Source organism: Pantoea sp. Ap-870, assembly GCF_011752515.1.
Classification (GTDB): domain Bacteria; phylum Pseudomonadota; class Gammaproteobacteria; order Enterobacterales; family Enterobacteriaceae; genus Pantoea; species Pantoea dispersa.
Genome location: NZ_VWXG01000010.1, coordinates 34,428 through 59,066, shown reverse-complemented (window position 1 = coordinate 59,066; position 24,639 = coordinate 34,428). Strand labels below are relative to the sequence as shown.

24 protein-coding genes are annotated in these 24,639 nt (G+C 59.1%); 6 read left to right on the top strand and 18 right to left on the bottom strand.

From position 1 onward, the window contains the following. Positions 1-92: 92 nt before the first annotated feature. Together gntR and ggt are read right to left on the bottom strand one after the other, a co-directional pair. Positions 93-1,088 carry a gluconate operon transcriptional repressor GntR gene (gene gntR, locus F3J41_RS20130; protein WP_021507996.1) on the bottom strand — a complete coding sequence of 332 codons (996 nt, stop codon included), beginning with the start codon at positions 1,086-1,088 and terminating at the stop codon, positions 93-95. 707 nt (positions 1,089-1,795) lie between these two features. Next, positions 1,796-3,547, bottom strand: coding sequence for a gamma-glutamyltransferase (gene ggt / locus F3J41_RS20125; RefSeq protein ID WP_021507998.1), 1,752 nt, complete (start codon positions 3,545-3,547; stop codon positions 1,796-1,798). Between the two features lie 203 nt (positions 3,548-3,750). Here ggt and F3J41_RS20120 point away from each other — a divergent pair, with 203 nt between their 5' ends. Continuing rightward, positions 3,751-4,047 carry a DUF2756 domain-containing protein gene (locus tag F3J41_RS20120; protein ID WP_058780901.1) on the top strand — a complete coding sequence of 99 codons (297 nt, stop codon included), beginning with the start codon at positions 3,751-3,753 and terminating at the stop codon, positions 4,045-4,047. On the opposite strand, the gene ugpQ is transcribed toward F3J41_RS20120, so the two are convergent. The 10 genes from ugpQ to F3J41_RS20070 all read right to left on the bottom strand — a co-directional run bounded on the left by ugpQ (position 4,044) and on the right by F3J41_RS20070 (position 14,252). Then, complete coding sequence (ugpQ, locus tag F3J41_RS20115; protein WP_021508000.1) at positions 4,044-4,787, bottom strand: glycerophosphodiester phosphodiesterase; 744 nt, start codon at positions 4,785-4,787, stop codon at positions 4,044-4,046. The two genes, F3J41_RS20120 and ugpQ, sit on opposite strands and share 4 nt — an antisense overlap. Further along, a complete protein-coding gene (locus tag F3J41_RS20110; RefSeq protein ID WP_166712213.1) occupies positions 4,784-5,857 on the bottom strand; it encodes a sn-glycerol-3-phosphate import ATP-binding protein UgpC in 1,074 nt (357 codons plus the stop codon). The genes ugpQ and F3J41_RS20110 overlap by 4 nt, the downstream gene beginning before the upstream one ends. Next, complete coding sequence (ugpE, locus tag F3J41_RS20105) at positions 5,858-6,700, bottom strand: sn-glycerol-3-phosphate ABC transporter permease UgpE (protein ID WP_021508002.1); 843 nt, start codon at positions 6,698-6,700, stop codon at positions 5,858-5,860. It lies immediately after the preceding gene. Next, positions 6,697-7,587, bottom strand: coding sequence for a sn-glycerol-3-phosphate ABC transporter permease UgpA (ugpA, locus tag F3J41_RS20100; protein WP_031279792.1), 891 nt, complete (start codon positions 7,585-7,587; stop codon positions 6,697-6,699). Before ugpA ends, ugpE begins: the two co-directional genes overlap by 4 nt. A 60-nt stretch (positions 7,588-7,647) precedes the next feature. Next, positions 7,648-8,964, bottom strand: coding sequence for a sn-glycerol-3-phosphate ABC transporter substrate-binding protein UgpB (gene ugpB / locus F3J41_RS20095; RefSeq protein ID WP_166712211.1), 1,317 nt, complete (start codon positions 8,962-8,964; stop codon positions 7,648-7,650). A gap of 336 nt (positions 8,965-9,300) precedes the next feature. Then, complete coding sequence (gene livF / locus F3J41_RS20090) at positions 9,301-10,014, bottom strand: high-affinity branched-chain amino acid ABC transporter ATP-binding protein LivF (protein WP_010615896.1); 714 nt, start codon at positions 10,012-10,014, stop codon at positions 9,301-9,303. A gap of 1 nt (position 10,015) precedes the next feature. Further along, positions 10,016-10,783, bottom strand: a complete 768-nt coding sequence (gene livG / locus F3J41_RS20085) for a high-affinity branched-chain amino acid ABC transporter ATP-binding protein LivG (protein ID WP_166712209.1) — start codon at positions 10,781-10,783, stop codon at positions 10,016-10,018. Next, complete coding sequence (locus F3J41_RS20080) at positions 10,780-12,051, bottom strand: high-affinity branched-chain amino acid ABC transporter permease LivM (RefSeq protein WP_166712208.1); 1,272 nt, start codon at positions 12,049-12,051, stop codon at positions 10,780-10,782. Before F3J41_RS20080 ends, livG begins: the two co-directional genes overlap by 4 nt. Continuing rightward, positions 12,048-12,974: a high-affinity branched-chain amino acid ABC transporter permease LivH gene (gene livH, locus F3J41_RS20075; protein ID WP_010615899.1), complete on the bottom strand. Its 927-nt coding sequence runs from the start codon at positions 12,972-12,974 to the stop codon at positions 12,048-12,050. Before livH ends, F3J41_RS20080 begins: the two co-directional genes overlap by 4 nt. Before the next feature lie 150 nt (positions 12,975-13,124). After that, positions 13,125-14,252: a branched-chain amino acid ABC transporter substrate-binding protein gene (locus tag F3J41_RS20070; protein WP_021508007.1), complete on the bottom strand. Its 1,128-nt coding sequence runs from the start codon at positions 14,250-14,252 to the stop codon at positions 13,125-13,127. Positions 14,253-14,655: 403 nt separating this feature from the next. On the opposite strand from F3J41_RS20070, the gene panM reads away from it, so the two are divergent. Then, positions 14,656-15,042 (top strand): aspartate 1-decarboxylase autocleavage activator PanM, encoded by a 387-nt coding sequence (panM, locus tag F3J41_RS20065; RefSeq protein ID WP_021508008.1) that lies wholly within the window; start codon positions 14,656-14,658, stop codon positions 15,040-15,042. Between the two features lie 276 nt (positions 15,043-15,318). On the opposite strand, the gene rpoH is transcribed toward panM, so the two are convergent. From rpoH to ftsY, 4 genes are all read right to left on the bottom strand, one after another. After that, positions 15,319-16,176 (bottom strand): RNA polymerase sigma factor RpoH, encoded by an 858-nt coding sequence (gene rpoH / locus F3J41_RS20060; RefSeq protein WP_021508009.1) that lies wholly within the window; start codon positions 16,174-16,176, stop codon positions 15,319-15,321. Positions 16,177-16,416: 240 nt separating this feature from the next. Continuing rightward, positions 16,417-17,403 (bottom strand): permease-like cell division protein FtsX, encoded by a 987-nt coding sequence (gene ftsX / locus F3J41_RS20055; RefSeq protein ID WP_058770000.1) that lies wholly within the window; start codon positions 17,401-17,403, stop codon positions 16,417-16,419. Further along, on the bottom strand, positions 17,393-18,061 hold the full coding sequence (gene ftsE, locus F3J41_RS20050) for a cell division ATP-binding protein FtsE (RefSeq protein ID WP_021508011.1): 669 nt from the start codon (positions 18,059-18,061) through the stop codon (positions 17,393-17,395). The genes ftsX and ftsE overlap by 11 nt, the downstream gene beginning before the upstream one ends. A gap of 5 nt (positions 18,062-18,066) precedes the next feature. After that, positions 18,067-19,593: a signal recognition particle-docking protein FtsY gene (gene ftsY, locus F3J41_RS20045; protein ID WP_166712206.1), complete on the bottom strand. Its 1,527-nt coding sequence runs from the start codon at positions 19,591-19,593 to the stop codon at positions 18,067-18,069. A gap of 231 nt (positions 19,594-19,824) precedes the next feature. Here ftsY and rsmD point away from each other — a divergent pair, with 231 nt between their 5' ends. Both rsmD and F3J41_RS20035 read left to right on the top strand, forming a co-directional pair. Beyond that, on the top strand, positions 19,825-20,424 hold the full coding sequence (gene rsmD, locus F3J41_RS20040) for a 16S rRNA (guanine(966)-N(2))-methyltransferase (RefSeq protein WP_125309276.1): 600 nt from the start codon (positions 19,825-19,827) through the stop codon (positions 20,422-20,424). Continuing rightward, complete coding sequence (locus tag F3J41_RS20035; RefSeq protein WP_021313674.1) at positions 20,414-20,680, top strand: DUF1145 family protein; 267 nt, start codon at positions 20,414-20,416, stop codon at positions 20,678-20,680. Before rsmD ends, F3J41_RS20035 begins: the two co-directional genes overlap by 11 nt. A 43-nt stretch (positions 20,681-20,723) precedes the next feature. Here F3J41_RS20035 and F3J41_RS20030 read toward each other — a convergent pair whose 3' ends face one another. After that, positions 20,724-21,080 carry a DUF2500 domain-containing protein gene (locus F3J41_RS20030; protein WP_021508014.1) on the bottom strand — a complete coding sequence of 119 codons (357 nt, stop codon included), beginning with the start codon at positions 21,078-21,080 and terminating at the stop codon, positions 20,724-20,726. Between the two features lie 162 nt (positions 21,081-21,242). Here F3J41_RS20030 and F3J41_RS20025 point away from each other — a divergent pair, with 162 nt between their 5' ends. Then, positions 21,243-21,872 (top strand): lysoplasmalogenase, encoded by a 630-nt coding sequence (locus tag F3J41_RS20025; protein WP_166712204.1) that lies wholly within the window; start codon positions 21,243-21,245, stop codon positions 21,870-21,872. A 92-nt stretch (positions 21,873-21,964) separates the two neighbouring features. Continuing rightward, a complete protein-coding gene (locus F3J41_RS20020) occupies positions 21,965-24,232 on the top strand; it encodes a zinc/cadmium/mercury/lead-transporting ATPase (RefSeq protein WP_166712202.1) in 2,268 nt (755 codons plus the stop codon). Between the two features lie 18 nt (positions 24,233-24,250). On the opposite strand, the gene tusA is transcribed toward F3J41_RS20020, so the two are convergent. Beyond that, positions 24,251-24,502: a sulfurtransferase TusA gene (gene tusA, locus F3J41_RS20015; RefSeq protein WP_021508017.1), complete on the bottom strand. Its 252-nt coding sequence runs from the start codon at positions 24,500-24,502 to the stop codon at positions 24,251-24,253. Between the last annotated feature and the right edge of the window lie 137 nt (positions 24,503-24,639).

The window sequence follows — 24,639 nt, the reverse complement described above, 5'->3', positions numbered from 1 at the left end:
TGATTGCCATTGTCCGAGCGCGCTCAGACGCTGGCAACCCTTGTCAGGCGGAAAAGCACGAAAGTGTGAACTGACTCAAAAAATCGCCAAAATCAGATGCTGCCACCTTCGGCAATCTCAAAACCAACATCCAGCGGCGCGGTCACGCTGCGATCGCCGCCAATCCGCGCCAGCAGCATGGCGGCTGATTCACGCCCCATGCGTTCGCGTGGCGTCAGCACCGTAGCCAGCCGCGGATTGACCACCTGCGTGATGTCGTGGCCGTGAAAGCCGGCGATCGCCATCTGCTCCGGCACGCGCAACCCCTGGCGCTGGCACTCAAACATCGCGCCTACCGCCAGGTCATCATTGGTACAGAACAGGCTGTCAGTGTGCGGATAGCGCTTCTGCGCCTCGCGCAGCAACTGGGCACCGGCGCTGAAGGAGGAGGCATCTTCCATCATGACGCTGTGTGGCGTCAGCCCGGCTTCGCGCATCGCCTGTTCGTAGCCCTGCTGCTTTTGCAGCGTACGCTCATCGAGGCGCGCGCCCAGATAGACGGTGTGACGATGGCCTTTCCTGAGGATAGCATGCGTCATCTGCCGCGCCGCCTCGACGTTGTCGAAGCCCACGGCCATATCAAGACACGGCGTGACGCAATCCATCATTTCGATCACCGGAATGCCCGCCACTTCCAGCATGCGCAGCGTGCCCGGCGTGTGGGAACGTTCGGTGAGGATCACGCCATCAATATTCCAGCCCAGCAGTGAACGCAGCTGCAGCTCCTCTTTGTGCGGGTTATAGCCGAAGTGCGCCACCAGCGTCTGATAGCCCGCTTCATCGGTCACGGTTTCAATGCCGCGCAGCACGTCGGCAAATACCTGGTTGGTGAGCGAGGGTAGCAGCACGCCAATCGCGCGGCTGGTGGCGTTAGAGAGCATGTCGGGCGCACGGTTGGGGATATAGCCGAGTTCATCCAGCGCCACGGCGATTTTATCGCGCAGCGCCGCAGAGACCTGATCGGGGTTCCGCAAATAGCGGCTGACGGTCATTTTTGTGATGCCGACGCGATCGGCAACATCCTGTAATACCGGTCTTTTCTTCTTCATCGTGTGCGCCTGAGGTCAGAGATACGCTGAGTTTATCATTTTTTTGTCATGTTATGCCGTTGCGGCCACGGAAGGAGAAGAGGGATAAAGTGCCAAGGACGGCGTTCGCCTGAGGCGCAGGCAAAAAAAAAGCCAGCACCCGAGCTGGCTAAGAAACACTGGAAGCAATGTGAGCAATGTCGTGCTTACCCGGTTTGTCAGGAGACGCAGCCGGATTCGCGTTGACAATAATAATCATTATCATTCGCGTCTGTAAAGCCCTTTCCCGATTTTTTTACCGTTGACGCTGCGCTCGAATTCCCTGATGTTAAAGGGGATTTGCACTATCTGATGCCGGTGCGCATGAATGCGCACCCTACAAAAAAATGTCTCCACTCGTTGTAGGGGCGCCATTTATGGCGACCGGAGAAATATGCCGGTACGCATAAATCCGCCCCTACAAAAAACGTCTCCATCTCGTTGTAGGGTCGCCATTTATGGCGACCGGAGAAATATGCCGGTGCGCATGAATCCGCCCCTACAAAAAACGTCTCCATCTCGTTGTAGGGGCACCATTTATGGCGACCGGAGAAATATGCCGGTGCGCATGAATCCGCCCCTACAAAAAACGTCTCCATCTCGTTGTAGGGTCGCCATTTATGGCGACCGGAAATGTATGCATCAGGCAGGGCACCCGCTCTTAAGGGTGCTCTTTTTAAAAGCCTGGATTAATACCCGGCACTCAAATCATCCACCGAGCGCGGGTCGGACGCGCCGTAGCGCATGCCGTCCGGGCCAATCATGATGCTCTGCGTGCTGCCCATCGCCGGCAGCACTTTGACATGCTGACCTTTTGCTTCCAGCAGACGCAGCGTATCCGGGCTGAAGCCCTTCTCGACGCGCAGCTGATCCGGCAGCCACTGATGATGGAAGCGCGGCGCATTGGTGGCTTCCGCCACGTTCATGCCGAAATCGATACTGTTCACCACCATTTGCAGCACGGTAGTGATAATCCGACTGCCGCCCGGGCTGCCGGTCACCAGCCAGGTTTTACCGTCTTTCGCCACAATGGTTGGCGACATTGATGACAGCGGACGTTTGGCCGGCTGGATCGCGTTCGCCTCACCGCCCACCAGGCCATAGACGTTTGGCGTGCCCGGCTTGGCAGAGAAATCATCCATTTCATTGTTCATCAGAATGCCGCTGTTACCGGCCACCACGCCGCTGCCAAAGTAGGTGTTCAGCGTGTAGGTCACCGCCACCGCATTGCCGTCTTTATCCACCACCGAGAAGTGGGTGGTTTGATTGCTCTCGTACGGCGCCAGCTTGCCGGGCTTGATGTCGGCTGATGGGCGCGCCTTGTTAACGTCAATCTGCTGGGCCAGCGTTTTGGCGTAGGCTTTGCTGGTCAGCGCTTGCTGCGGCACTTTAACGAAGTCGGGATCGCCGAGATACTCGGAGCGGTCGGCGTAGGCATATTTTTCCGCTTCGGCCATAACCTGCATCGCGTCCGCGCTGCCGAAGCCCCATTTCGCCAGGTCGAAGTTTTCCAGGATATTGAGGATCTGCACAATATGAATGCCGCCGGACGACGGTGGCGGCATGGAGAACACCTCGTAGCCACGGTAGCTGCCGCTTACCGGCTTGCGTTCCACTGCGCGGTAGGCCGCCAGATCCGCCTTGCCAATCAGTCCGCCGTGCTGCGCCATTTCGGCAGCGATCTCATCGGCAATTTTGCCTTTGTAGAAAGCATCCGGCCCCTGTTGGGCAATCAGCTGCAGGCTGTGCGCGAGGTTTTTCTGCACCAGGCGATCGCCCTTCTGGTAAGGCTGACCGTCGGCTTTGTAGAAAATGGCGCGACTGTTGTCGTGGTTGATCAGGTTCTCTTTACCGTAGGTAGCGAGATCGTCAGCCAGCGCATCGTTAACGATGATGCCGTCGCGCGCCAGTTTGATCGCCGGCGCCAGCAGCGTGCTGAGCGGCAGCGTGCCGTACTTCTGCGCCGCCAGGGCAAAACCGGCTACGGTTCCCGGCGTGCCGGAAGCCAGATGAGAAGTGAGTGATAACTTACTATCCGCGTTGCCCTGCTTATCCAGGAACATATCGCGCGAGGCACGCGCCGGCGCCATCTCGCGGAAATCAATGGCGGTGGTGCGGCCGGCAGCGGTGCGCAGCAGCATAAAGCCGCCGCCGCCCAGGTTGCCCGCTTGCGGGTGAGTGACCGCCAGCGCAAAGCCCACCGCAATCGCTGCATCTACCGCGTTACCCCCTTGTTTGAGGATATCGACGCCCACCCGGGTTGCCATGGCGTCCACTGACGCAACCATTCCGTGCTGCGCTTTCACCGGGTGAAAGGTGTCGCTGTCGACGCCATATGACACCGGCGGTGCGCTGGCTGGCGCTGCCTGCGCCCCCTGCACCACGGTAAAACTCATTAACAGCGCCCAGCCAAACTGGCGCACACCGTTATGTATCCTCATCCCGCCACCATCCTTTCAGTTGTTTACATTTGTTATTGATTGCTGCAAGTGTTTGCAAATACTGTAAAAAAGATAGCAGTTAAGCCAAATTAGGTGCACTCCTGGTTTTGGGGTTTGTGATATCGCATAAACTTATGGTTGCGGCGGTTGCTGCCGGGTGGCGAGCAACCTCACACAGCAGGCCGCACTGATGGAGGAACACCATGAAAAAATGGCTGATTGTTATCGCGGCACTGATGCCGCTGAGTGGCATGGCGAACATGCTGAACAACACTAACCAACCGAATCAACCCGGCTATAACCCAAGCCAGCAGCGCATGCAGACGCGCATGCAGATCCAGCAGCAGCAACAGCAGCAGCAGCTGCGTCAGGATCAGCAGCAGCAAAATCAGGAGATGCAGCGTAAGCTGCAGGAGCGGCGCGATAGCGCCCGGCAGCGCGTGATTCAGTCGCAGCCGGGCCAGCAGAACAGCAATGCGCAGACGCAGTACGGCAATTAACGGAAGTCCGGGCCGATAGCATCAATGCGATCGGTACAGATGGCATCCACGCCCCAGCTCAGCAGCTCGCGCGCCCGCGCGGGCTGATTCACGGTATACACCAGAATACGCAGACCGGCGGCTTTAAGCGCGGCGGTGCGTCCGGCGTCCAGCAAGCGATGATTTAAATGGATTGAGACGCAGTCGAGCGCGGCGGTCAGCGCCTGCCAGTCGTCGTGCCACTCATCCAGCAGCAGGCCGCGCGGCAGCTCCGGCGCGGCCTGCATCGCCGCTTCCAGCGCCGCGTACGAGAACGAGGACAGCAGCGGTGCCGTTTGTCCCTGCCACAGCGTTCGGGCGGCCAGCGCCACATCACGTCCGGTTTCCACCTCGGTACCGCTGCTGGGTTTGATCTCAATGTTGGCCATCATCTGATGCTGGCGGCAGCGCGCGGCCACCTCGCTCAGCAATGCCAGCGGTTCACCGTCAAATTCACGGCTAAACCAGCTGCCGGCATCCAGCTGCGCCAGCTGCTGCCACGGCAGATCGCCCGCCACGCCCCAGCCGTTGCTGGTGCGGTCCAGCGTGTCATCGTGCAGCAGGAAAATCTGCTTATCCTGTGACAGTTTAGCGTCGAATTCGATCATGGTATGACCGTAGTGCGCGCCAACATCAATCGCCGCCAGGGTGTTTTCCGGGGCCAGCTTGCCGCCGCCGCGATGCGCAACAATGTGCGGATAGGGCCAGTTTTTTACACTCATTCCAGACGCTTTCCATGGGTAGAATCGAAGAAGTGTAACGCATCTGGCGGCAGTTGTAGCCACAGGCTGCTGCCAGCCTGCGGCCGCTCGCTATGCGGCAAACGCACCACCAGCCGCGTGTTGCCAATGTGGCCATGCGCAAGATTGTCCGCGCCGAGGATCTCCAGCGTATCCACCACCAGCGGCACACCGCCGGCCTCACGGCTGCTGAGCTGAATATGCTCGGGACGAATGCCGAGCGTCAGCGGACGGTTGGCCCATCGCGCTTTGCCGGCGCCGAGCGGCAGGCTGTTGAGCGCGTCGAGCGTAAAGCGCGAGCCATCGCTGTTAATCTGACCGGGTAGCAGGTTCATCGCCGGCGCGCCGATGAACGACGCAACAAACTGACTGGCCGGACGCTCATACACCTCCACCGGCGTGCCCACCTGCTCCACCACGCCTTTGTTCATCACCATCACGCGCTCGGCCAGCGTCATGGCTTCAACCTGATCGTGCGTGACGTACAGGCTGGTGGTTTTCAGCCGGCGGTGCAGTTGCTGCAGCTCCAGACGCATCTGCACGCGCAGGCGCGCATCCAGGTTCGACAGCGGCTCATCAAACAGAAACACCGCCGGTTCCCGCACGATGGCGCGGCCCATGGCCACGCGCTGACGCTGGCCGCCGGAGAGCTCGCGCGGACGGCGCTGCAACAGGTGATCAAGCTCCAGACTGCGCGCCGCATCCATCACCCGCTGGGTAATCTGTTCCTTGCCCATGCCGCGGATTCTCAGGCCGTAAGCCATGTTTTCTCCCACCGTCATGTGCGGGTAGAGCGCGTAATTCTGGAATACCATGGCGATGCCGCGATCTTTCGGCTCCATGTCGGTGACGCGCCGATCATCAATGTAGATATCGCCCGACGTGACGCGCTCCAGCCCGGCCACCATGCGCAGCAGCGTCGATTTTCCACAGCCGGATGGGCCGACCATCACCATAAATTCACCGTCATTGATGGTGATGTTCAGCGGCTGAATGATTTGGTTTTTGCCGTCATACGATTTAGTAACGGTCTGAAGGGTTACCGCTGCCATCTATTTCTCACTCTCCACCAGGCCACGCACAAAGGCGCGCTGCATCACAAGCACCACCACCACCGGTGGGATCAGGGTTAATAACATCGCCGCCATCACTTCGTTCCACTGCGTCGGACCGCCGCTGGTGTTGATCATACTTTTCACCCCCGCCACGGCAGTGCTCAGTCCGGCATCGTTGATGATCAACAGCGGCCACAGATACTGGTTCCAGCCGTAAATAAAGGTGATGACAAACAGCGCGGCGAGATTGGTTTTTGACAGCGGCAGCACGATATCCCAGAAGAAACGCATCGGACTGGCGCCGTCAATGCGCGCCGCTTCAATCAGCTCATCCGGCAGCGACATAAAAAACTGGCGGAACAGGAACGTGGCGGTCGCGGAGGCCATCAGCGGCAATGTCAGACCGCTGTAACTGTCCAGCATGTGCAGCGTGGAGATCACCTCCACCGTCGGGAAAATACGCACTTCTACCGGCAGCATCAGGGTGATAAAGATCAGCCAGAAAAACAGCGTGCGCAGCGGAAAGCGAAACCACACCAGCGCAAACGCCGAGAGCATCGACACCGTGATTTTGCCCACGGTGATGCCCAGCGCCATGATCAGGCTGTTCAGCATCATCAGGCCAAACGCCGCGCTGCCGTTGACGCCATCGCGCCAGATGTGGGTGATGTTGTCGATGAGATGCGGGCCCGGCACCAGCGTCATCGGCACCTGATACACCGCGTTGTTATCCAGCGTCGCGGCGACAAACGCCACGTACAGCGGGAACAGAATGGTCAGCACCCCCAGCGCCAGCAGCGTGTGGGCGAAGATATCCAGCCCGCGTCGGTTTTCAATCATTGGTATTGCACCTTACGCTCGACAAAGCGGAATTGCAGAATGGTCAGGCCGATAACCAGCAACATCAGCACCACCGACTGCGCGGCGGACGACGAGAGATCGAGTCCGGTGAAGCCTTCGCGGTAGATTTTGTAGATCAGCGTGGTGGTGGCCTGTACCGGCCCGCCGCCGGTGGCGGCATCGATCACCGGGAAGGTGTCGAAAAAGGCGTAAACCAGATTCACCACCAGCAGGAAAAAGCTGACCGGCGTAATCAGCGGCAGCGACAGATTAAAGAAACGGCGCACCGGTCCGGCACCGTCAATCGCCGCGGCTTCCACCAGCGATTTAGGAATGGACTGCAGCGCGGCAAAGAAAAACAGGAAGTTGTAGCTCATTTGCTGCCAGATCGACGCTAATACAATCAGGAACATCGCCTGACCGCTGTTCTGCGCATAGTTCCAGTTGTAGCCAAGCTGGTTCAGCAGATGGCTGAACAGCCCCAGCCCCGGATTGAACAGGAACATCCACAGCACCGCCGCAACCACCGGCGCTACCGCATAGGGCAGCAGCAGCAGCGTCTGATAGAGCTTTTTCAGCCGGATAACGTAATCCACCAGCGCCGCCAGCAGCAGCGAGAATGTCATGCCGCATACCGTCACCAGCGCGCTAAACACGAGGGTGGTCCAGAACGAATCAAGGTAGTAGTCGTCACTGAACAGGCGGCGGAAGTTATCAAGACCAACAAAGGTGCTGGAGATGCCAAACGGATCGATGCTTTGCAGCGAGTACCACAGCGCCTCTCCGGCGGGCCAGAGAAAAAAGATCGCGGTGATCGCCAGCTGCGGGGCCACCAGCAGATACGGCAACAAACGGGCGCGGAAAACCGGACGTGATGATGAGGACATAGCAGGCTCGTCAGAAAGAGACAGCGGGACGGACTTACCGTCCATCCCGCCATTACGGAGTTACTTCACTTGCTGTTCAAAGCGACGCAGCAGTTCGTTGCCGCGTTTCACCGCGTTGTCCAGCGCTGCCTGTGGCGACTGTTTGCCAGTCCACACGCCTTCCAGCTCTTCGTCGACGATGGTACGAATCTGCGGCATGTTGCCCAGACGCATCCCTTTGGTGAACGGCAGCGGATCTTTATTCAGCATCTGCCGCGTGGCAATGTCCGCGCCCGGGTTTTTGTCATAGAAGCCCTGCTGTTTGGTCAGCTCATAAGCCGCGGTGGTGATCGGCAGATAACCGGTTTTCTGGTGCCATTCTGCCGCAATATCCGGCTGGGCGAGGAACTTCATGAACTCCGCCGCGCCTTTGTACGTCGCTGCATCTTTGCCTTTCATCACCCACAAGCTGGCGCCACCGATAATGGCGTTCTGCGGTGCGTTCGGCACGGTGTCATCGTACGGCATCATGCCCACGCCAAAGTTGAATTTGGCGTAATGCTTAATGTCGGCCAGCGAACCGGACGAGGCGGTGGTGATACCGCAGTCGCCGTTGTAGAACTTGGACGTCGACTCGTCTTTACGGCCAAAGTAGGTGAAATCACCTTTCTTATTCATCTCTTCCAGCAGCTGGATGTGGCGCACCTGCACGGGTTTGTTGAACTCCAGCACCGCGTCGGTACCGTCAAAGCCGTTGTTTTTGGTGGCAACCGGCAGAGCATGCCAGGCGCTGAAGTTTTCGATCTGAATCCAGCCCTGCCAGCCGCTGGCATAGCCGCAGCTCATGCCGGCTTTACGCAGCGCGGCGGCATCCTGCGCCAGCGCCTGCCAGGTTTTCGGTGGCTGATCCGGGTTAAGACCGGCTTTTTTGAACGCGTCTTTGTTGTAGTACAGCACCGGCGTGGAGCTGTTAAACGGCTGTGAGATCAGCTGGCCGTTGCTGTCGCTGTAGTAACCGGCAACGGCAGGGACAAACTGTTTCGGGTCCATCGGCACGCCAGCGTCTTTAAACACTTCATGCACCGGCACGATGGCTTTAGAGGCCATCATGGTGGCGGTGCCCACTTCGTAAACCTGCAGAATGGCCGGTGCCTTACCGCTGCGCACCGCAGCGATACCCGCGGCCAGGCTCTGCTCGTAGTTGCCTTTGTAGGTCGGAACGATTTTGTAATCCGGGTGAGCCTGGTTAAAACGCTGTGCCAGAGAATCGACTTCTTTGCCTAACTCGCCTTCCATTGAGTGCCAGAAAGGAATTTCGGTAGCAGCCAGCGCATTACCGCTGATCGCCAGACCGAGCAGCAGACTCATCAGGCGGGGACGAAGCGTAAAAGCGGACATAAGGGTTTCCTGTGCTTGTGGCGCGCGCGATATCACGCATTTTTTGTTCGCGAAGTAACATGACACGAGGAAATGACGGAAAAATAACAGGATTATGACGGGAATATGACGGGGTTAGTGCGCGCTGATGCCCTCACCCCGGCCCTCTCCCACAGGGAGAGGGAGATGAAAGGCCGTGCGCGCTGATGCCTTCTTCTGCAGGGCGAGAGAAGTCCGGGAGGATGCCAGGATAGCAACCTGGCCTGAAAAACGCTGCCGTACGGTTCCCTCTCCCGCGTGCGGGAGAGGGTTAGGGTGAGGGCAAATTACCGCACCAACGTCATGACCAAAGCCCGGTCAGGCGCCTAAATACGCGCTTCTCACCGCTTCATTGGATAACAACGCTTCACCGCTATCCTCCAGCACCACGTGACCATTCTCCAGCACGTAACCGCGATCGGCCAGCTTCAGCGCCTGGTTGGCGTTCTGTTCGACGAGGAAGATGGTCATGCCCTCTTTACGCAGCTGTTCGATGGTGTCGAAAATCTGCTGGATAATGATCGGCGCCAGACCCAGCGACGGCTCGTCCAGCAGCAGCAGGCGCGGCTGGCTCATGAGCGCGCGGCCAATCGCCAGCATCTGCTGCTCACCGCCGGACATGGTGCCGGCGCGCTGCACTTTGCGCTCCGCCAGCCGGGGGAACAGCTGATAAACGCGCTCAATGCGCTCCTGATACTGCTGACGCGTCGCGAAAAAGCCGCCCATCGCCAGGTTCTCTTCCACCGTCATGCGCGAAAACACGCGCCGGCCTTCCGGTACGATGGCAATCGCTTCACGCATGATTTTTGCCGTCTGCCAGTCGGTAATGGTTTTGCCATCAAAGGTGATGGTGCCACTGGTGGCGCGCGGTTCGCCACACAGCGTACCGAGCAGCGTGGTTTTGCCTGCGCCGTTAGCGCCAATCAGCGTCACGATTTCGCCCTGGCTGATGTGCAGATTAATGTTATGCAGTGCCTGGATCGGGCCATAGTGCGCACTGACACCCTGTAAAGTTAAAATCGGGTTCGCCATGTTACGCCTCACCTAAATAAGCACGGATCACATCCGGGTTGTTACGCACTTCTTCCGGCGTACCGTTGGCCAGCGGCGTTCCCTGATTCACCACATAAATGCGGTCAGAAATGCCCATCACCAGTTTCATATCGTGTTCAATCAGCAACACCGTCACCTTGTGTTCGCCGCGCAGTTCAGCGATCAGCTCATCCAGCTCGTGCGTTTCACGCGGATTGAGGCCGGCGGCCGGTTCGTCGAGCATCAGGATTTCCGGACGCGTCACCATGCAGCGGGCGATCTCCAGCCGGCGCTGCTGGCCGTAAGCCAGGTTGCCGGCCTGGCGGTTAGCCAGCTCCAGCAGACCAATGCGCTCCAGCCAGCTGGCCGCGCAGTCCAGCGCTTCGCTCTCGCCGCGCCGGAACGCCGGGGTTTTAAACAGCCCGGAGAACACGCCGCTTTTCAGATGCTGATGCTGCGCCACCAACAGGTTTTCAATCACCGTCATCTCACGGAACAGGCGCACGTGCTGGAAAGTTCGCACCACGCCCATGCGCGCGATCTTCTGCCCCGGCAGGCCCTGCAATGGCTGATCGCGCAGTTTGATGGTGCCGCCCGTTGGCTTATAGAAACCGGTCAGGCAGTTGAATACCGTGGTTTTCCCCGCCCCGTTCGGGCCAATCAGCGAGACGATCTCCTGCGGATGCAGTTCCAGCGCCACGTTGTTGACGGCCAGCAGGCCGCCGAAGCGCATCATCAGGCCTTCAACGGCTAATAAAGGCTGACTCATGCCTGCTCTCCTTGTTTTGCCTGTTTCAGCTTCAGGTGCGGACGCTTCATCGGCAGCAGCCCCTGCGGACGCCAGATCATCATCAGTACCATCAACCCACCGAGCACCAGCATGCTGTACTCGTTCAAATCACGCATCAGCTCGCGCGACACCACCAGCAGAATCGCGGCCAGGATCACCGCCAGCTGCGAACCCATGCCGCCCAGCACCACAATCGCCAGCACAAACGCGGACTCGACAAAGGTGAAAGATTCCGGGCTGACAAAGCCCTGACGCGCGGCAAACAGCGTACCGGCGAAACCGGCGAACACCGCGCTGATGGTAAAGGCCGTCAGCTTGATGCGCGTCGGACTGAGACCGAGCGAACGGCAGGCGATCTCATCTTCACGCAGCGCTTCCCACGCGCGCCCCAGCGGCATGCGCAGCAGACGATTGATGACGAACAGCGTCAGCACCACCAGCAGCAGCGCCACCAGATAAAGGAAAATTACGCGATGATTGGGATCGTACGCCAGGCCCGTCAGCTCGTGGAAGGTGGTCCAGCCGCCTTCACTGACGCGCCGGCCAAATTCAATACCAAACAGGCTCGGCTTGGGGATCTGCGCGATTCCATTGGGACCGCCAGTGATTGATGTGCTGTTCAGCAGCAGAATACGCACGATCTCACCAAAGCCGAGCGTCACAATCGCCAGATAGTCACCGCGCAGCCGCAGCACCGGGAAGCCCAGCAGCAGGCCAAAGGCACCGGCGACAATACCCGCCAGCGGCAGACTCTCCCAGAAGCCAAAGCCGTAATAGTGATTCAGCAGCGCAAAGGTATAAGCACCGATGGCGTAAAAGCCGCCGTAGCCCAGCACCAGCAGGCCGGACAGGCCCACTACCACATTCAGGCCGAGGCCGAGCATCACGTAGATCAGCGTCAGGGTGGCGATATCCACGCTGCCGCGCGACACGAAGAAGGGCCAGGCGACGGCGGCAACAATCACCAGCAGCATCAGCAGTTTTTGCTTTGGTGTCGAACCGTCAAAACCCGGCAGCACCAGCCCTTTGCCACTGCGTTTGAGCTTGCCCTGCAACAGCGGACGCAGCAGCTGGAATACAAACACCACTGCGCAGCCGAGGAAGATCCAGTTCCAGCGCACGGTGCCCGCATTCGCCACCACCAGTTTGGTGCCGTCGAGATCGAGGCGCATACCCATAAAGAAGCTGGCGAGTACCAGCAGCATCACCGTGGAGACCACGGCGTTAACCAGACCGAGGCGTTTCATACTTTCTCCACCTCCGGACGGCCAAGGATACCGGTTGGCATCACCAGCAGCACCACGATCAGCAGCGCGAACGACACCACGTCTTTATATTCGGTCGACAGATAGGCTGATGTCAGCGCTTCCGCAATGCCCAGCACCAGGCCGCCAATCATCGCGCCCGGAATGCTGCCGATGCCGCCCAGTACCGCCGCGGTAAAGGCTTTCATGCCGGCCATAAAGCCGATGAACGGGTTAATGGAGCCGTAAAACTGCCCCAGCAGCACGCCAGCCACGGCCGCCATCGCTGCGCCGATCACAAAGGTCAGTGAGATGACGCGGTCGGTGTTGATGCCCAGCAGGCTGGCCATTTTCAGATCTTCAGCGCAGGCACGGCAGGCGCGGCCCATGCGCGAATAGCGGATGAACAGCGTCAGCGCCAGCATCGCGAGGAAGGTGACGACCCAGATAACCAGCTGCATGGTGGTGAGCGTGGCGGCAAAGCCGTTGCTCTCACCCAGCGTCCACTGGCCGGTGATCAGGCTGGGCAGCGCCAGATCGCGCGAGCCCTGCGTCAGGCTGACGTAGTTCTGCAGAAAGATCGACATACCAATCGCCGAGATCAGCGCGATCAGGCGTTTGGAGGAGCGCACTGGCTTATACGCCACGCGCTCAATGCTCCAGCCGTAGGCGCTGGAGATAATCACCGCCATCACGAACCCGGCGGCAATCATCAGCCACGAGGTGTCGATACCCATCATCATCAGGGCGGCGATCACGATAAAGGAGACATAGCTGCCGATCATGTATACCTCGCCGTGGGCGAAGTTGATCATGCCGATGATGCCGTAAACCATGGTGTAACCGATGGCGATCAGCGCGTAGGTGCTCCCGAGGGTGACCCCGTTGAACATCTGCTGAATGAAATAGAGAAACTGCTCGGACATAGTGAGGACCTGCATGTAAACGGGAAATCCCCGGTGCGTTCGGCACCGGGTTAGGGTGAGAGCACCGCGTCGCAGCGCCTCATTCAGCGCGTGCGCGCGGTGCCACACCCTGCCCTCGCCCATCGGGAGAGGGACAATTCAGGAGCGTGCTTACTTAACTGCGGTAGAAGAACCGTCTTTGTGCCATTTGAAGACGCCAAATTCGAAGCCCTTCAGATCGCCCTTCTGGTCCCAGCTCAGGTTACCCATCACGGTGGGTACCGGCGCACCCTCTTTCAGGTTTTTAGCAATCGCATCAGGCTCATCGCTTTTGCTGCGCTCAATGCCCGCCACCAGTGACTGAATAGCCGCATAGGTGGTCCAGACGAACGGGCCGGTTGGATCTTTGCGGTTTGATGCGCTGTTGGCTTTGATCGCGTCCACAATCGCTTTGTTGTCTGGCAGCTGGTCGTAGCGCTTCGGCAGCGTCACGTACAGGCCTTCAGAGGCGTCACCCGCGATGTTAGACAGGGAAGCGTTGCCGACCCCTTCTGGTCCCATAAAGCCGGCTTTCAGACCGGCGGTTTTGGCCTGACGCAGAATCTGGCCCAGTTCCGGGTAGTAACCGCCGTAGTAAACGAAGTCGACGTTCTCTTTCTTCAGGCGCGCAATCAGCGTGGAGAAGTCTTTATCGCCAGCGGTGATCCCTTCGAACAGCACCACGTTGCCGCCTTTCGCCTTCAGGGTTTTCTGCACGGATTCCGCCAGGCCCTGACCGTACTGCTGCTTGTCATGCACCACGGCAATACGTTTTGGTTTGATCTGATCGAGGATGTAGTTGGCAGCGGTCGGGCCCTGATCGGAATCCAGACCGGTGGTACGCATCACGTCGGCATAGCCGCGCGCGGTCAGTTCAGGCGCAGTAGCCGCCGGGGTGATCATCAGAATGCCTTCATCGTTATAAATGTCTGATGCTGGCTGAGTGGAGGATGAGCACAGATGGCCGATAACGTATTTGATGCCGTCATTGACCACTTTGTTGGCCACCGCAACCGCCTGTTTCGGGTCGCAGGCGTCGTCATATTCTACGCCGACCAGCTTGTCGCCGTTTACGCCGCCTTTGGCGTTGATGTCCTTGATCGCCTGGGCCGCACCGGTGAACTGCATGTCACCGTACTGCGCCACCGGGCCGGTTGCCGCACCGACAATCGCAATTTTGATGTCTTTCGCCAGTACCGCATGGCTCATCGCCAGCGCTACGCAACCCGCCAGTAATGCGCGTCCTTTACTCATTTTCATGCGAACTTCCCCATCTGTTGTGTCGTGTCTGTTGTGATTGGTTATTTATCTGCCAGTCAAAGAGCAAAACTGATTTGAGAATAATGAGTTAGCGCTCTTTTCTGGCATTTTTTGTTAAGAAGGCTTTATTTTTCAGGTTATTAAACAGGAACTTTCTTCTGTAAATCAACTGACATATTCAGTAAAAGCTGACGGGAACAGCAGATTACTCTGGTTTTTATGGCCGGTTTTTCACCACCAGGCCAGCGCGTTATGCTGGCTTTTTCAGCGATCGATGCTGGCTTACTCCACAATCCTGGCAAAGTGGCTGGCATTTGACCTCTTTTCATCGCAAAAAAGTGACAGCGCTCTGACTGTCTAAATTCGCTACACTAAGGCCTTTCTGCCAGTACAGGTAAGGGTTATGAAGCTCACTATTCAGCGCATCAGCACGCTGACGCCGCAGGATCGACTGGATTTAGCCAAAGTCTGGCCGCAGCAGGATATCGCGCAGCTGGAAGCCAGCCTCAGTGAAGCGCAGCGGCTGTATGCAGCGCGCTTTAACGATCGCCTGCTTGGGGCGCTGCGGCTGGAGATTCGCGGCACGCTAGGCAAGATTACGCAGCTGGAAGTGCGTGAAGTTACGCGGCGGCGCGGCGTAGGGCAGTATCTGCTGGAAGAGACGATAGCGCAGAACAGCGCGCTGGATCACTGGTGGGTTGCCGATGACGGCGAAGACGATCAGCGCGTACGCGCGGCGTTTATGCAGGCGTGTGGCTTTCGCGCGCAGAGCGACGGGTGGGTGCGTTGAGCGGCGAATTACGCTGTGCAGAGCGGTGCGCATGAATACGTATGTGGCGCAGGAGCGTGATTAACGGTGCGCATGAATGCGCACCCTACGGGGATTGCGAACGAGCGTACAGATTGCGTGGGGCCGTGATTAACGATGCATATGCATGCGTGTCCTGAAGGGTCGCCATTCATGGCGACCGTGCTGTAATCCGCACAGGTCATACGTCGTCGCCGGTTATTGCGCGCATAAAAAAGGGCGACCCGCTGGTCGCCCCATTTATCTGTCAGCCGTTAATCAGGCTTCAATCGCCATGCGCAGTTTCTTCATGGCGTTCTTTTCCAGCTGACGCACGCGCTCGGCAGACACACCGTACTGGTCGGCCAGCTCCTGCAGCGTGGTTTTGTTATCATCATCCAGCCAGCGGGCGCGGATAATATGCTGGCTACGCTCATCGAGGCTCAGCATTGCATCGCTCAGCTTGTCAGCGGCGTGCGCATCCCAGTTATCCTCTTCAATGCCGTCGGCAAAGTCAGAGGTTTTATCCTGCAGATACAGCACCGGTGCCATCGGCTTGCCTTCGCCCGCATCGTCATCAGACGACATGTCGAAGGTCATATCCTGGGCCGCCATGCGCGACTCCATTTCCAGCACGTCTTTGCTGCTGACACCCAGCTCGCGCGCCACCATTTCGACTTCATCCTGATTGAACCAGCCGAGACGCTGCTTGGTTTTACGCAGGTTAAAGAACAGTTTGCGCTGTGCTTTGGTGGTGGCAACTTTCACGATACGCCAGTTACGCAGCACGTACTCGTGAATCTCCGCTTTGATCCAGTGCACGGCAAACGACACCAGACGCACCCCGACTTCCGGGTTGAAGCGACGCACCGCCTTCATCAGGCCGATGTTACCTTCCTGGATCAGGTCCGCCTGCGGCAGGCCGTAACCGGAATAGTTACGAGCGATATGAACAACAAAGCGCAGGTGAGACAGGATCAGCGTCTTAGCTGCATCCAGATCGCCCTGGTAATGCAGCCGCTCAGCCAGTGCTTTTTCCTCTTCTGCCGTTAATACCGGCCAGTTGTTAGCAGCCCGGACGTAAGATTCCAGGTTGCCCAGAGGAGCAATCGCTAAAGTTTGCATTTCTTTGGTCATTCAAACCCTCACAAATTCAATGGACTTGCTGCTCGTTTCCCTGCGCAGCCGTTACATTATGTCAACGACGCGTGAAAACCAAAAGCAATCTGTGCTACTTGGACGTCAAAGTTATCCACAAGTTCAATTATAGCAGTGAATATTTTACACACAGATGACGGCGGGGGAAATCGGAGAAATCCTCTGCTCCCAGGTCGTCGGCAGCAGAGGAAGAGTATATCAAAAAATCGTTGCTATGGGTTACTGCGGCGTAAAACGACGTAAATGTTGCACCGTCGCCAGCCACGCGGCAATCCAGCCGATGATGGCCGCGATTAACAGCAACAGCAGGCCTTCATCCCACGAAAAGCCCTCCAGCGCGAAGCTGGTGCCGAAGACGGAGGCGACCTGCGCCACCACCGACTGCAGGCGCAGCACCAGCACTTCCGACAGAATCAGCGACAGCACCGCACCGCTGAAACCGAGCAGCGCGCCGCCGTAGAGGAAGGGCCGCAGAATAAAGCCATCGGTCGCGCCAATCAGCTTCTGCACATTGATGGTGTCGCGCCGGGCAAAAATGCTCAGACGCACGCTGTTGCCAATCACCAGGAACACCGCCACCACCATCAGCAGGCCGATCATTGACGCCACCTGACCCACCAGCCCGGTGAGCGCGGCTAAACGCGCAAACCAGCTGTCATCCATGCGCACTTCATCCACGCCCTGCACTTTCGCCACGCGATCGCGCAGATTGGCCATGGTATCGGAGTTCTGGAAGTTCAGCTTCGGCGTGATGATTGCCACCGCCGGCAGCGGGTTCTGCTCCAGCATATCCATCGCACCACCAAAGCCGGACCAGTTGCGGAACTCGCTTTGCGCCTCTTCACGCGTCAGGTAGTTCACCTTGTCCACGCCATCAAGCTTTTTCAGTTCGGCGGTCACGTTCTCTGCCGCCGTGTCATCCAGCGCTTTGTCGAGGTAAACCGTCAGCTGCGGCGCCGGGTACCACTGCGCGGCGGCCTGGCTGACGTTTTTCCACACCATGTAGCACACGCTGGGCAGCGTCAGCGAAATCGCGATCACCATTACCGTCAGCAGCGTCGCCAGCGGCTGACGATACATGTCGGACAGCGTACCGCGCCACGCGTAGCGCCACTGCTCCTGCCAGCCGCCCTTCAGCGCTTTGCTCTTTGACGGCTGCTTCGCCGCTTTCGGCGCAGCCGGACGCTTGTTACGTTTATTGACCATCGTGGCCTCCGTGCAGACGTCCCTGATTAAGCGTCATCACGCGATAATTGCGGCGTGCGATCAGCCCGATGTCGTGCGTCGCCATCAGTACCGTAACGCCCACGCGGTTGAACTCTTCAAACAGGCGCAAAATATCTTCCGACAGCGCGTTATCGAGGTTACCGGTCGGTTCATCCGCCAGCAGCACCGCCGGTTTATTCACTACCGCGCGGGCAATGCCAACGCGCTGCTGTTCACCGCCAGAGAGCTGAATCGGATAACTTTTTGCTTTGTCGAGCAGGCCGACTTTGTCCAGCGCCGCCGACACGCGACGGCGAATATCCTCGCCGCTGGCCCCGGAAATAATCAGCGGGATCGCCACGTTGTCGTAGACCGAACGATCCATCAGCAGATGGTGATCCTGGAAAATCATGCCGATCTGGCGGCGCAGAAAAGGCACTTCGCTGTGACGCAGCCGGGAAATATCGTGACCGCTGAACCAGATTTGCCCGGCGCTCGGGCGCTCAATGCCACAAATCAGCTTCAGTAAGGTACTTTTCCCCGCGCCTGAGTGGCCGGTCAGAAACGCCATCTCACCGGGACGCAAATGGAAATCCACGCCCTGCAGCGCCTGGCGTCCTCCCAGATAAGCCTTACTGACCTCTTCAAAGCGAATCATGCCAATTATTCCTCTCGGGCAAACAGTGCCTCAATAAAGTCGGCGGCCTTAAACGGCCGTAAATCTTCGATGCCTTCCCCGACACCGATGTAACGAATCGGAATGCCAAACTGATCGGCCACCGAGAAGATCACGCCACCTTTTGCAGTGCCGTCGAGCTTGGTCAGGGTGATGCCGGTCAGGCCGACCGCTTCGTGGAACAGCTTCGCCTGGCTGATGGCGTTCTGGCCGGTGCTGGCGTCAATCGTCAGCATCACCTCATGCGGTGCCTCTTCGTCCAGCTTCTTCATCACGCGGGTGATTTTCTTCAGCTCTTCCATCAGATGCGCTTTGTTCTGCAGGCGGCCGGCGGTATCGGCGATCAGCACGTCAACGTGGCGCGATTTCGCCGCCTGGATGGCGTCAAAAATGACCGACGCGGAATCCGCGCCCGTATGCTGCGCGACCACCGGGATATTGTTGCGCTGGCCCCAGACCTGCAGCTGCTCTACCGCCGCCGCGCGGAAGGTGTCCCCCGCCGCCAGCATGACGGACTTGCCCTGCGCCTGATACTGACGCGCCAGCTTACCGATGGTGGTGGTTTTACCCACGCCGTTAACGCCGACCATCAGGATAACGAACGGTGTTTTGCCCGCCACGTCCAGCGGAGCATCGACCTTTTCCAGAATGCCGGCCATTTCAGCCTTCAGCAGACCATACAGCGCTTCGGCATCACGCAGCTGCTTACGGCTGGCCTGCTGCGTCAGGCTGGTGATAATGCGGCGCGTGGTTTCCACGCCGACATCGGCAATCAGCAGCTGCTCTTCCAGCTCTTCAAACAGCTCGTCATCGATTTTTTTGCCGCGGAACAGGCTGATAAAGCCGGATCCGAGGTTTTCACGCGTTTTGACCAGGCTGCGTTTCAGGCGGGCAAAGAAGCCCTCTTTGGTGGGGCGCTCCTGCTCCTGAGCCACAATCGGCGCGGCCGCCAGCGGCAGATCGCTCACGGTGTCTGTCGCCACGCGCTCTTCTGCCGCGTCTTCGGCATAGGTTTCCGCTAACGCCAGCGCTTCCAGCTCTTTATCGCTCAGCGGTGCGTCTGCGTCCTCTGCGTCCTCTGCGTCCTCTGGCTGAGGCTCCTCAGATAAGACCGGTGCTTCAATAATCAGTTCTTCCGCCTGCGGCTCCTCCTCAACCGGCATCAGCTCCGGCTGCGGATGATCTTCCGGCAGTACCTCTTCTTCAATCGCGCTGACGGCAGCGGTTTCTGCGTCATCAGCGTTAGCGTCGGATTCGACTGCGGTTTCTGCTTCCGCAACGGGATGCGTTTCAGCGTCGGCGTAAACCGGCGATTCGGCCTGCTGTTCTGCCACCTGTTCAGTGACGATCACGGTTTCGGCGGCCTGCGCTTCGGCGCTTGCTAACGCGCTCTCTTCAGCGGCGGGTGCCGGTTGATCGGTCGGCTGCTGCTGCGCCTGCTCTTCCGCTGGCTGCTGCTCTTCTTTGCCAAAGCCCAGCCAGGAAAAAAAGCCGCGTTTTTTCTCTTTTGCCATTGTGTGACCACACTCCTCGATGGCTTATTCCCGGTAGCACGCTGTTCCCAGGGGATAAAAAATTCACTTTTTCGCGCGTGAGCGGCGTAAAAATCAGGCAATTACGTCCGCTTTATCAACTTAGTAGTCTAACACTTTCCTGCCAGCGCACCACAGCACCCTTTTTTAACGTTTCTTCTGCCTGCTACGCCCGTTAAACTACGCAACAAATTATGACGAGTTGTGAGCGAAATGAGTAAATCCCCCCGCAACAGCGGCGCGGCAGGCCAGATTCGCCTGATTGGCGGACAGTGGCGCGGCCGCAAATTGCCGGTGCCGGACAGCGCCGGCCTGCGCCCGACCACCGACCGCGTGCGTGAAACGCTATTTAACTGGCTGGCGCCGGATATCCAGCAGGCGCGCTGCCTCGATTGCTATGCCGGCAGCGGCGCGCTGGGCTTAGAAGCGCTGTCACGCTATGCCGCCTCCGCGACCCTGCTGGAACTGGAACGTCACGTGGCGCAGCAGCTGACGCAAAACCTGCACACGCTGCGCGCCAGTAACGCCAGCGTCGTCCAGACCAATACGCTGCAGTGGCTAAGCCAGCCCGGCGAGCCGTTTGACGTGGTGTTTGTTGATCCGCCGTTCCGCAAAGGCCTGCTGCAGGAGACACTAACGCTGCTGGAGAACAATGGCTGGCTCGCCGCCAACGCGCTGATTTATGTTGAGAGCGAAGTGGAACACGGCACCCCGCTGGCCCCGGCTAACTGGGATTTGTATCGCGAGAAGATTGCCGGTCAGGTGGCCTATCGCCTCTATCAACGCCAACAGGAGACCGATGATGTGGCTTAATCTGGGACGTTTGCTGATGATTTGCGTCTGGGCATTTCTGCTGCTTAACCTGGTGCACCCCTTCCCGACGCCGCTGCGCTACTTTGTCCACGTTGCGCTGTTCTTTATGGTGGTGATGCACGGCCTGCAGCTGGTGCTGCTGCGTGCCACGCAACCAAAGGAAGCGCCAAAACTGAGCCGCGCCACGCAGGCGAAAATCTTCTTCTTTGGCGTATTTGAACTGCTGGCGTGGCAGAAAAAGCACTATCCGTCGTAACGTAAGACAGCGCGCGCGGCTTCAGCCCCGTGCGCTTTAGCGCCTATTGCGCCGGGGTAAAGCTGACAAAGCGCGTGCCCTGCATTTTCAGCTCACCCTTCACGCCCTTGTCCATCTGGTGATAATCGCTGGCGCTGACGTTGACCTTAAAATCACCGGCGCCGTTCAGCGGATGGAACCAGGCTTCATACTTCATCTCTTCCGCCACAATCTCTTCGCGCTGACGCGAACGGCGATTGGGGGCCGGGAACTCTCGCTTGGTTTTCACTTCCACACTCATTGAGCGCACCGGTGAAGCGTCGTTGACCGCGGCTTCGCGGCGCTGCTTGATAAACTGACGGGTTGCCAGGATGGCAATTACAGCCAGGACGATAAAAAAGATTAGCGGTGGTTTGCTCATGTTTTCTCTCGCACTTTACGTCGGGGGTTAACAGATAAAAGACGCCAAAGCATACAACCAGAGTTGCCCGATTGTCACATTTGCCGCCAGTAACTTAAACTGAGATCGCGATTTTGGGAAAATTCATCAATGTGGGCGACACGTTCACAAAAGGGAGAAAAAATGCTTTGGTCTTTCCTTGCAGTCCTTTTTTCCGGTTGGCTGTATGTAGATGCCTCCTACCGCGGCCCGCGGTGGCAGCGCTGGCTGTTCAAACCCGTTACGCTGCTGTTGCTGGTTGCCTGGGCGTGGCAGGCTCCCACGCTTAACACCACCGACTACCTGATTCTGGCTGGCCTGGTCGCTACGCTGGTGGGCGATGCGTTAACCCTGCTGCCGCGTCAGCAGATGCTATATGCGCTCGGCGCCTTTTTCCTTTCGCATCTGCTGTACACCATCAGCTTTGCCGCGCACATGACCATGAGCTTCTTCTGGCCGATTCCGCTCACCTTCCTGGTTATTGGTATCATCGTGATCGGCATCATCTGGTCAAAACTGGATACGCTGCGCTGGCCGATCTGTACGCTGATTGGCATGACGCTGGTGATGAACTGGATGGCGGCGGAAAATTACTTCTTCCGTCCGACCGATTACAGTTTCTCGCTGCTGGTGGGTGCCGTGCTGCTGTTGCTGGCTAACATCGTGTGGTTTATCTCGCACTATCGCCGTCGCTTCAGCGCTGACAGCGCCATCGTTGCCGCCTGCTACTTCGCCGGTCACTTCATGATTGTGCGTTCACTGTGGCTGTACTGAAAAAATTGACCTCACCGCTTGACTCTGGAGTCCACTCCAGAGTGTAGCATGCAGACTGCGGGCATCGGCCCGCTTCTGCAACCGGAGGTCACATGCATCAACATGCCCACTCTTGCCGCTGTGGCAAATCACACCGTCAGCCAAAACCGCTGTGCGCGGTACGCAGCGTTCAGCCTGCATCCCTGAAGATTTCCGCCGCGCAGCCGGTGGCCGCGTCCAGTGATTGCGGCTGCTGCACCAGCGATGACGACAGTCCCGGCGGCGGCGACGCCGACAGCGACAGGCGCACGTCCGCGTCATACCAGTTTCGCTGGCAGATTGCCGGCATGGACTGCCCGAGCTGCGCACGCAAAATCGAAACCGCCGTGCAAAAGCTGCCGCAGGTCGCCAGCGCACGGGTGATATTCGCCAGTGAAAATCTGCTGGTGGAGGCGCACAGCGATATTCGTCCGGCTATCGAACAGGCCGTTAACCACGCCGGCTTTAGCCTGATTTCTAAAGACAGCCCCATACCGGCGGCGCGCCGCTGGCGCGATAATGCCTCGCTCATACTGCTCACGCTGCTGATGATTGCCAGCTGGCTGCTGAGCCAGCTCACGCCGCTGTGGGGCGATCGCCTGTTTGTGCTTACCACGCTGGTCGGTCTGGTGCCGGTAGCCCGCAGCGCGTGGCAGGCCATACGCAGCGGCTCACCGTTCAGCATTGAAACCCTGATGACCCTCGCCGCCGCGGGCGCACTGGTGATTGGCGCCCACGCCGAAGCTGCCATGGTGCTGCTGCTGTTCCAGCTGGGGGAACGGCTGGAAGCCTATGCCGCCGCGCGGGCGCGCCGTGGCGTCACCGCGCTGATGGCGCTGCGTCCGGACACCGCCACGCGCGTCAATGGCACACAGCGTGAGCAGGTGGCACTGGCGGCGCTGCAGCCCGGCGATGTGATTGAAGTGGCGGCAGGCGGTCGTCTGCCCGCCGATGCCGAGCTGCTGCACGCCAGCGCCAGCTTTGATGAAAGCGCGCTGACCGGCGAATCGCTACCGGTGGCCCATCAGCCGGGCGATGCCGTGATGGCAGGCGCCACCAGCGTGGATCGGCTGGTGACGCTGCGCGTGACCTCACAGCCGGGCCACAGCGCTATCGACCGCATTCTGCAGCTGATAGAAGAAGCTGAAAGTCACCGCGCGCCGGTGGAGCGTTTTATCGATCGCTTCAGCCGCCTCTACACGCCGGCCATCATGTTGCTGGCACTGCTGGTGATGGTGCTGCCGCCGCTGCTCGGATTCGGCGCCTGGCTGCCGTGGATCTACAAAGGGCTGACGCTGCTGCTGATTGGCTGTCCGTGCGCGCTGGTGATCTCCACGCCTGCCGCTATCACTTCCGGCCTGGCGGCGGCGGCTCGCCAGGGCGCGCTGATTAAAGGCGGCGCGGCGCTGGAACGCCTCAGCCGGGTGCAGGCACTGGCGTTTGATAAAACCGGCACCCTGACCGCCGGTAAACCGCAGGTCACCGACGTAAAGCCGTTTGGCGCGGATGCACAGCAACAGCTGCTCAGCCTTGCGGCCGCCATTGAGCAGGGCTCCGGCCATCCGCTGGCGCGGGCGATAGTCGCGGAAGCGCAGCGCCAGCAGCAGGTGATTCCACCGGCGCAGCATCAGCAAACGCTGGCCGGCAGCGGCATTCGCGCGCAGATCGACGGCGTGATGCATCAACTGCTGGCACCGCGTGATGCGGCGGCGCTGAGTGACGCGCAGCAGCAGCAGATTGCGCAGCTGGAAGCACAGGGCAAAACCGTGGTGGTGCTGTTGCGCGAAGCACAGCCGCTCGGGCTGCTGGCGCTGCAGGATTTGCTGCGCGAGGAGGCCCGCAGTGCGCTGGCGGCGCTACAGGCGCTGGGAATTCGCAGCGTGATGCTGACCGGCGATAATCCGCGCGCCGCCGCCGCGATTGCCGCCGAACTCGGCATCAGCTATCGCGCCGGTCTGTTGCCTGCGGATAAGGTAGCCGCCGTGCGTGAACTGGGCGAGCAGCAGTCGCTGGCGATGGTCGGCGATGGCATCAACGATGCGCCAGCCATGAAGGCCGCAACGCTGGGGATTGCCATGGGCAGCGGCACCGATGTGGCGCTGGAAGCGGCCGATGCGGCTCTGACGCAGAATAACCTGGCGATTCTGCCGCGCACCGTGCAGCTGGCACGCCGCACGCGCGCCATTATCCGTCAGAATATTGCGCTGGCGCTGGGGCTGAAGGCGATTTTCCTCGTCACCACGCTGCTCGGCTTTACCGGCCTGTGGCTGGCGGTGCTGGCCGATTCGGGTGCTACCGCGCTGGTCACCGCCAACGCGCTGCGCCTGCTGCGTCAGCGCTGAGGCGGGCGGATTCCGCGATCAGGCATCCGCGCCTTTCTGGATCAGATACTGGTACGGCAGGCTCTCGGTCTGCTGTGCCAGCAGCTGATGCTCCATAAAGCGGCAGAAGCCGGGAATATCACGCGTGGTCGCCGGATCGTCGGCGATGATCAGCAACGTTTCGCCCGCCTGCATGGTACGCACGGTTTTGCGCACCATCATCACCGGCTCCGGGCAGCGCAGCCCAAGCGCATCAAGCGTATGGTCCGCAGCGGAAAAAGGATCGCTCATGATTCTCTGTCTTTATTCAGGGTGGGCGCTCATTCTAACGCGCTACAGCGCGCGCGCAAGGCGAGAACGATTGCGCTAAAATTAACCATTGCATTTGTTGCGCAACACGCTAAGATGCCGTCCGATTTTTTAATGTT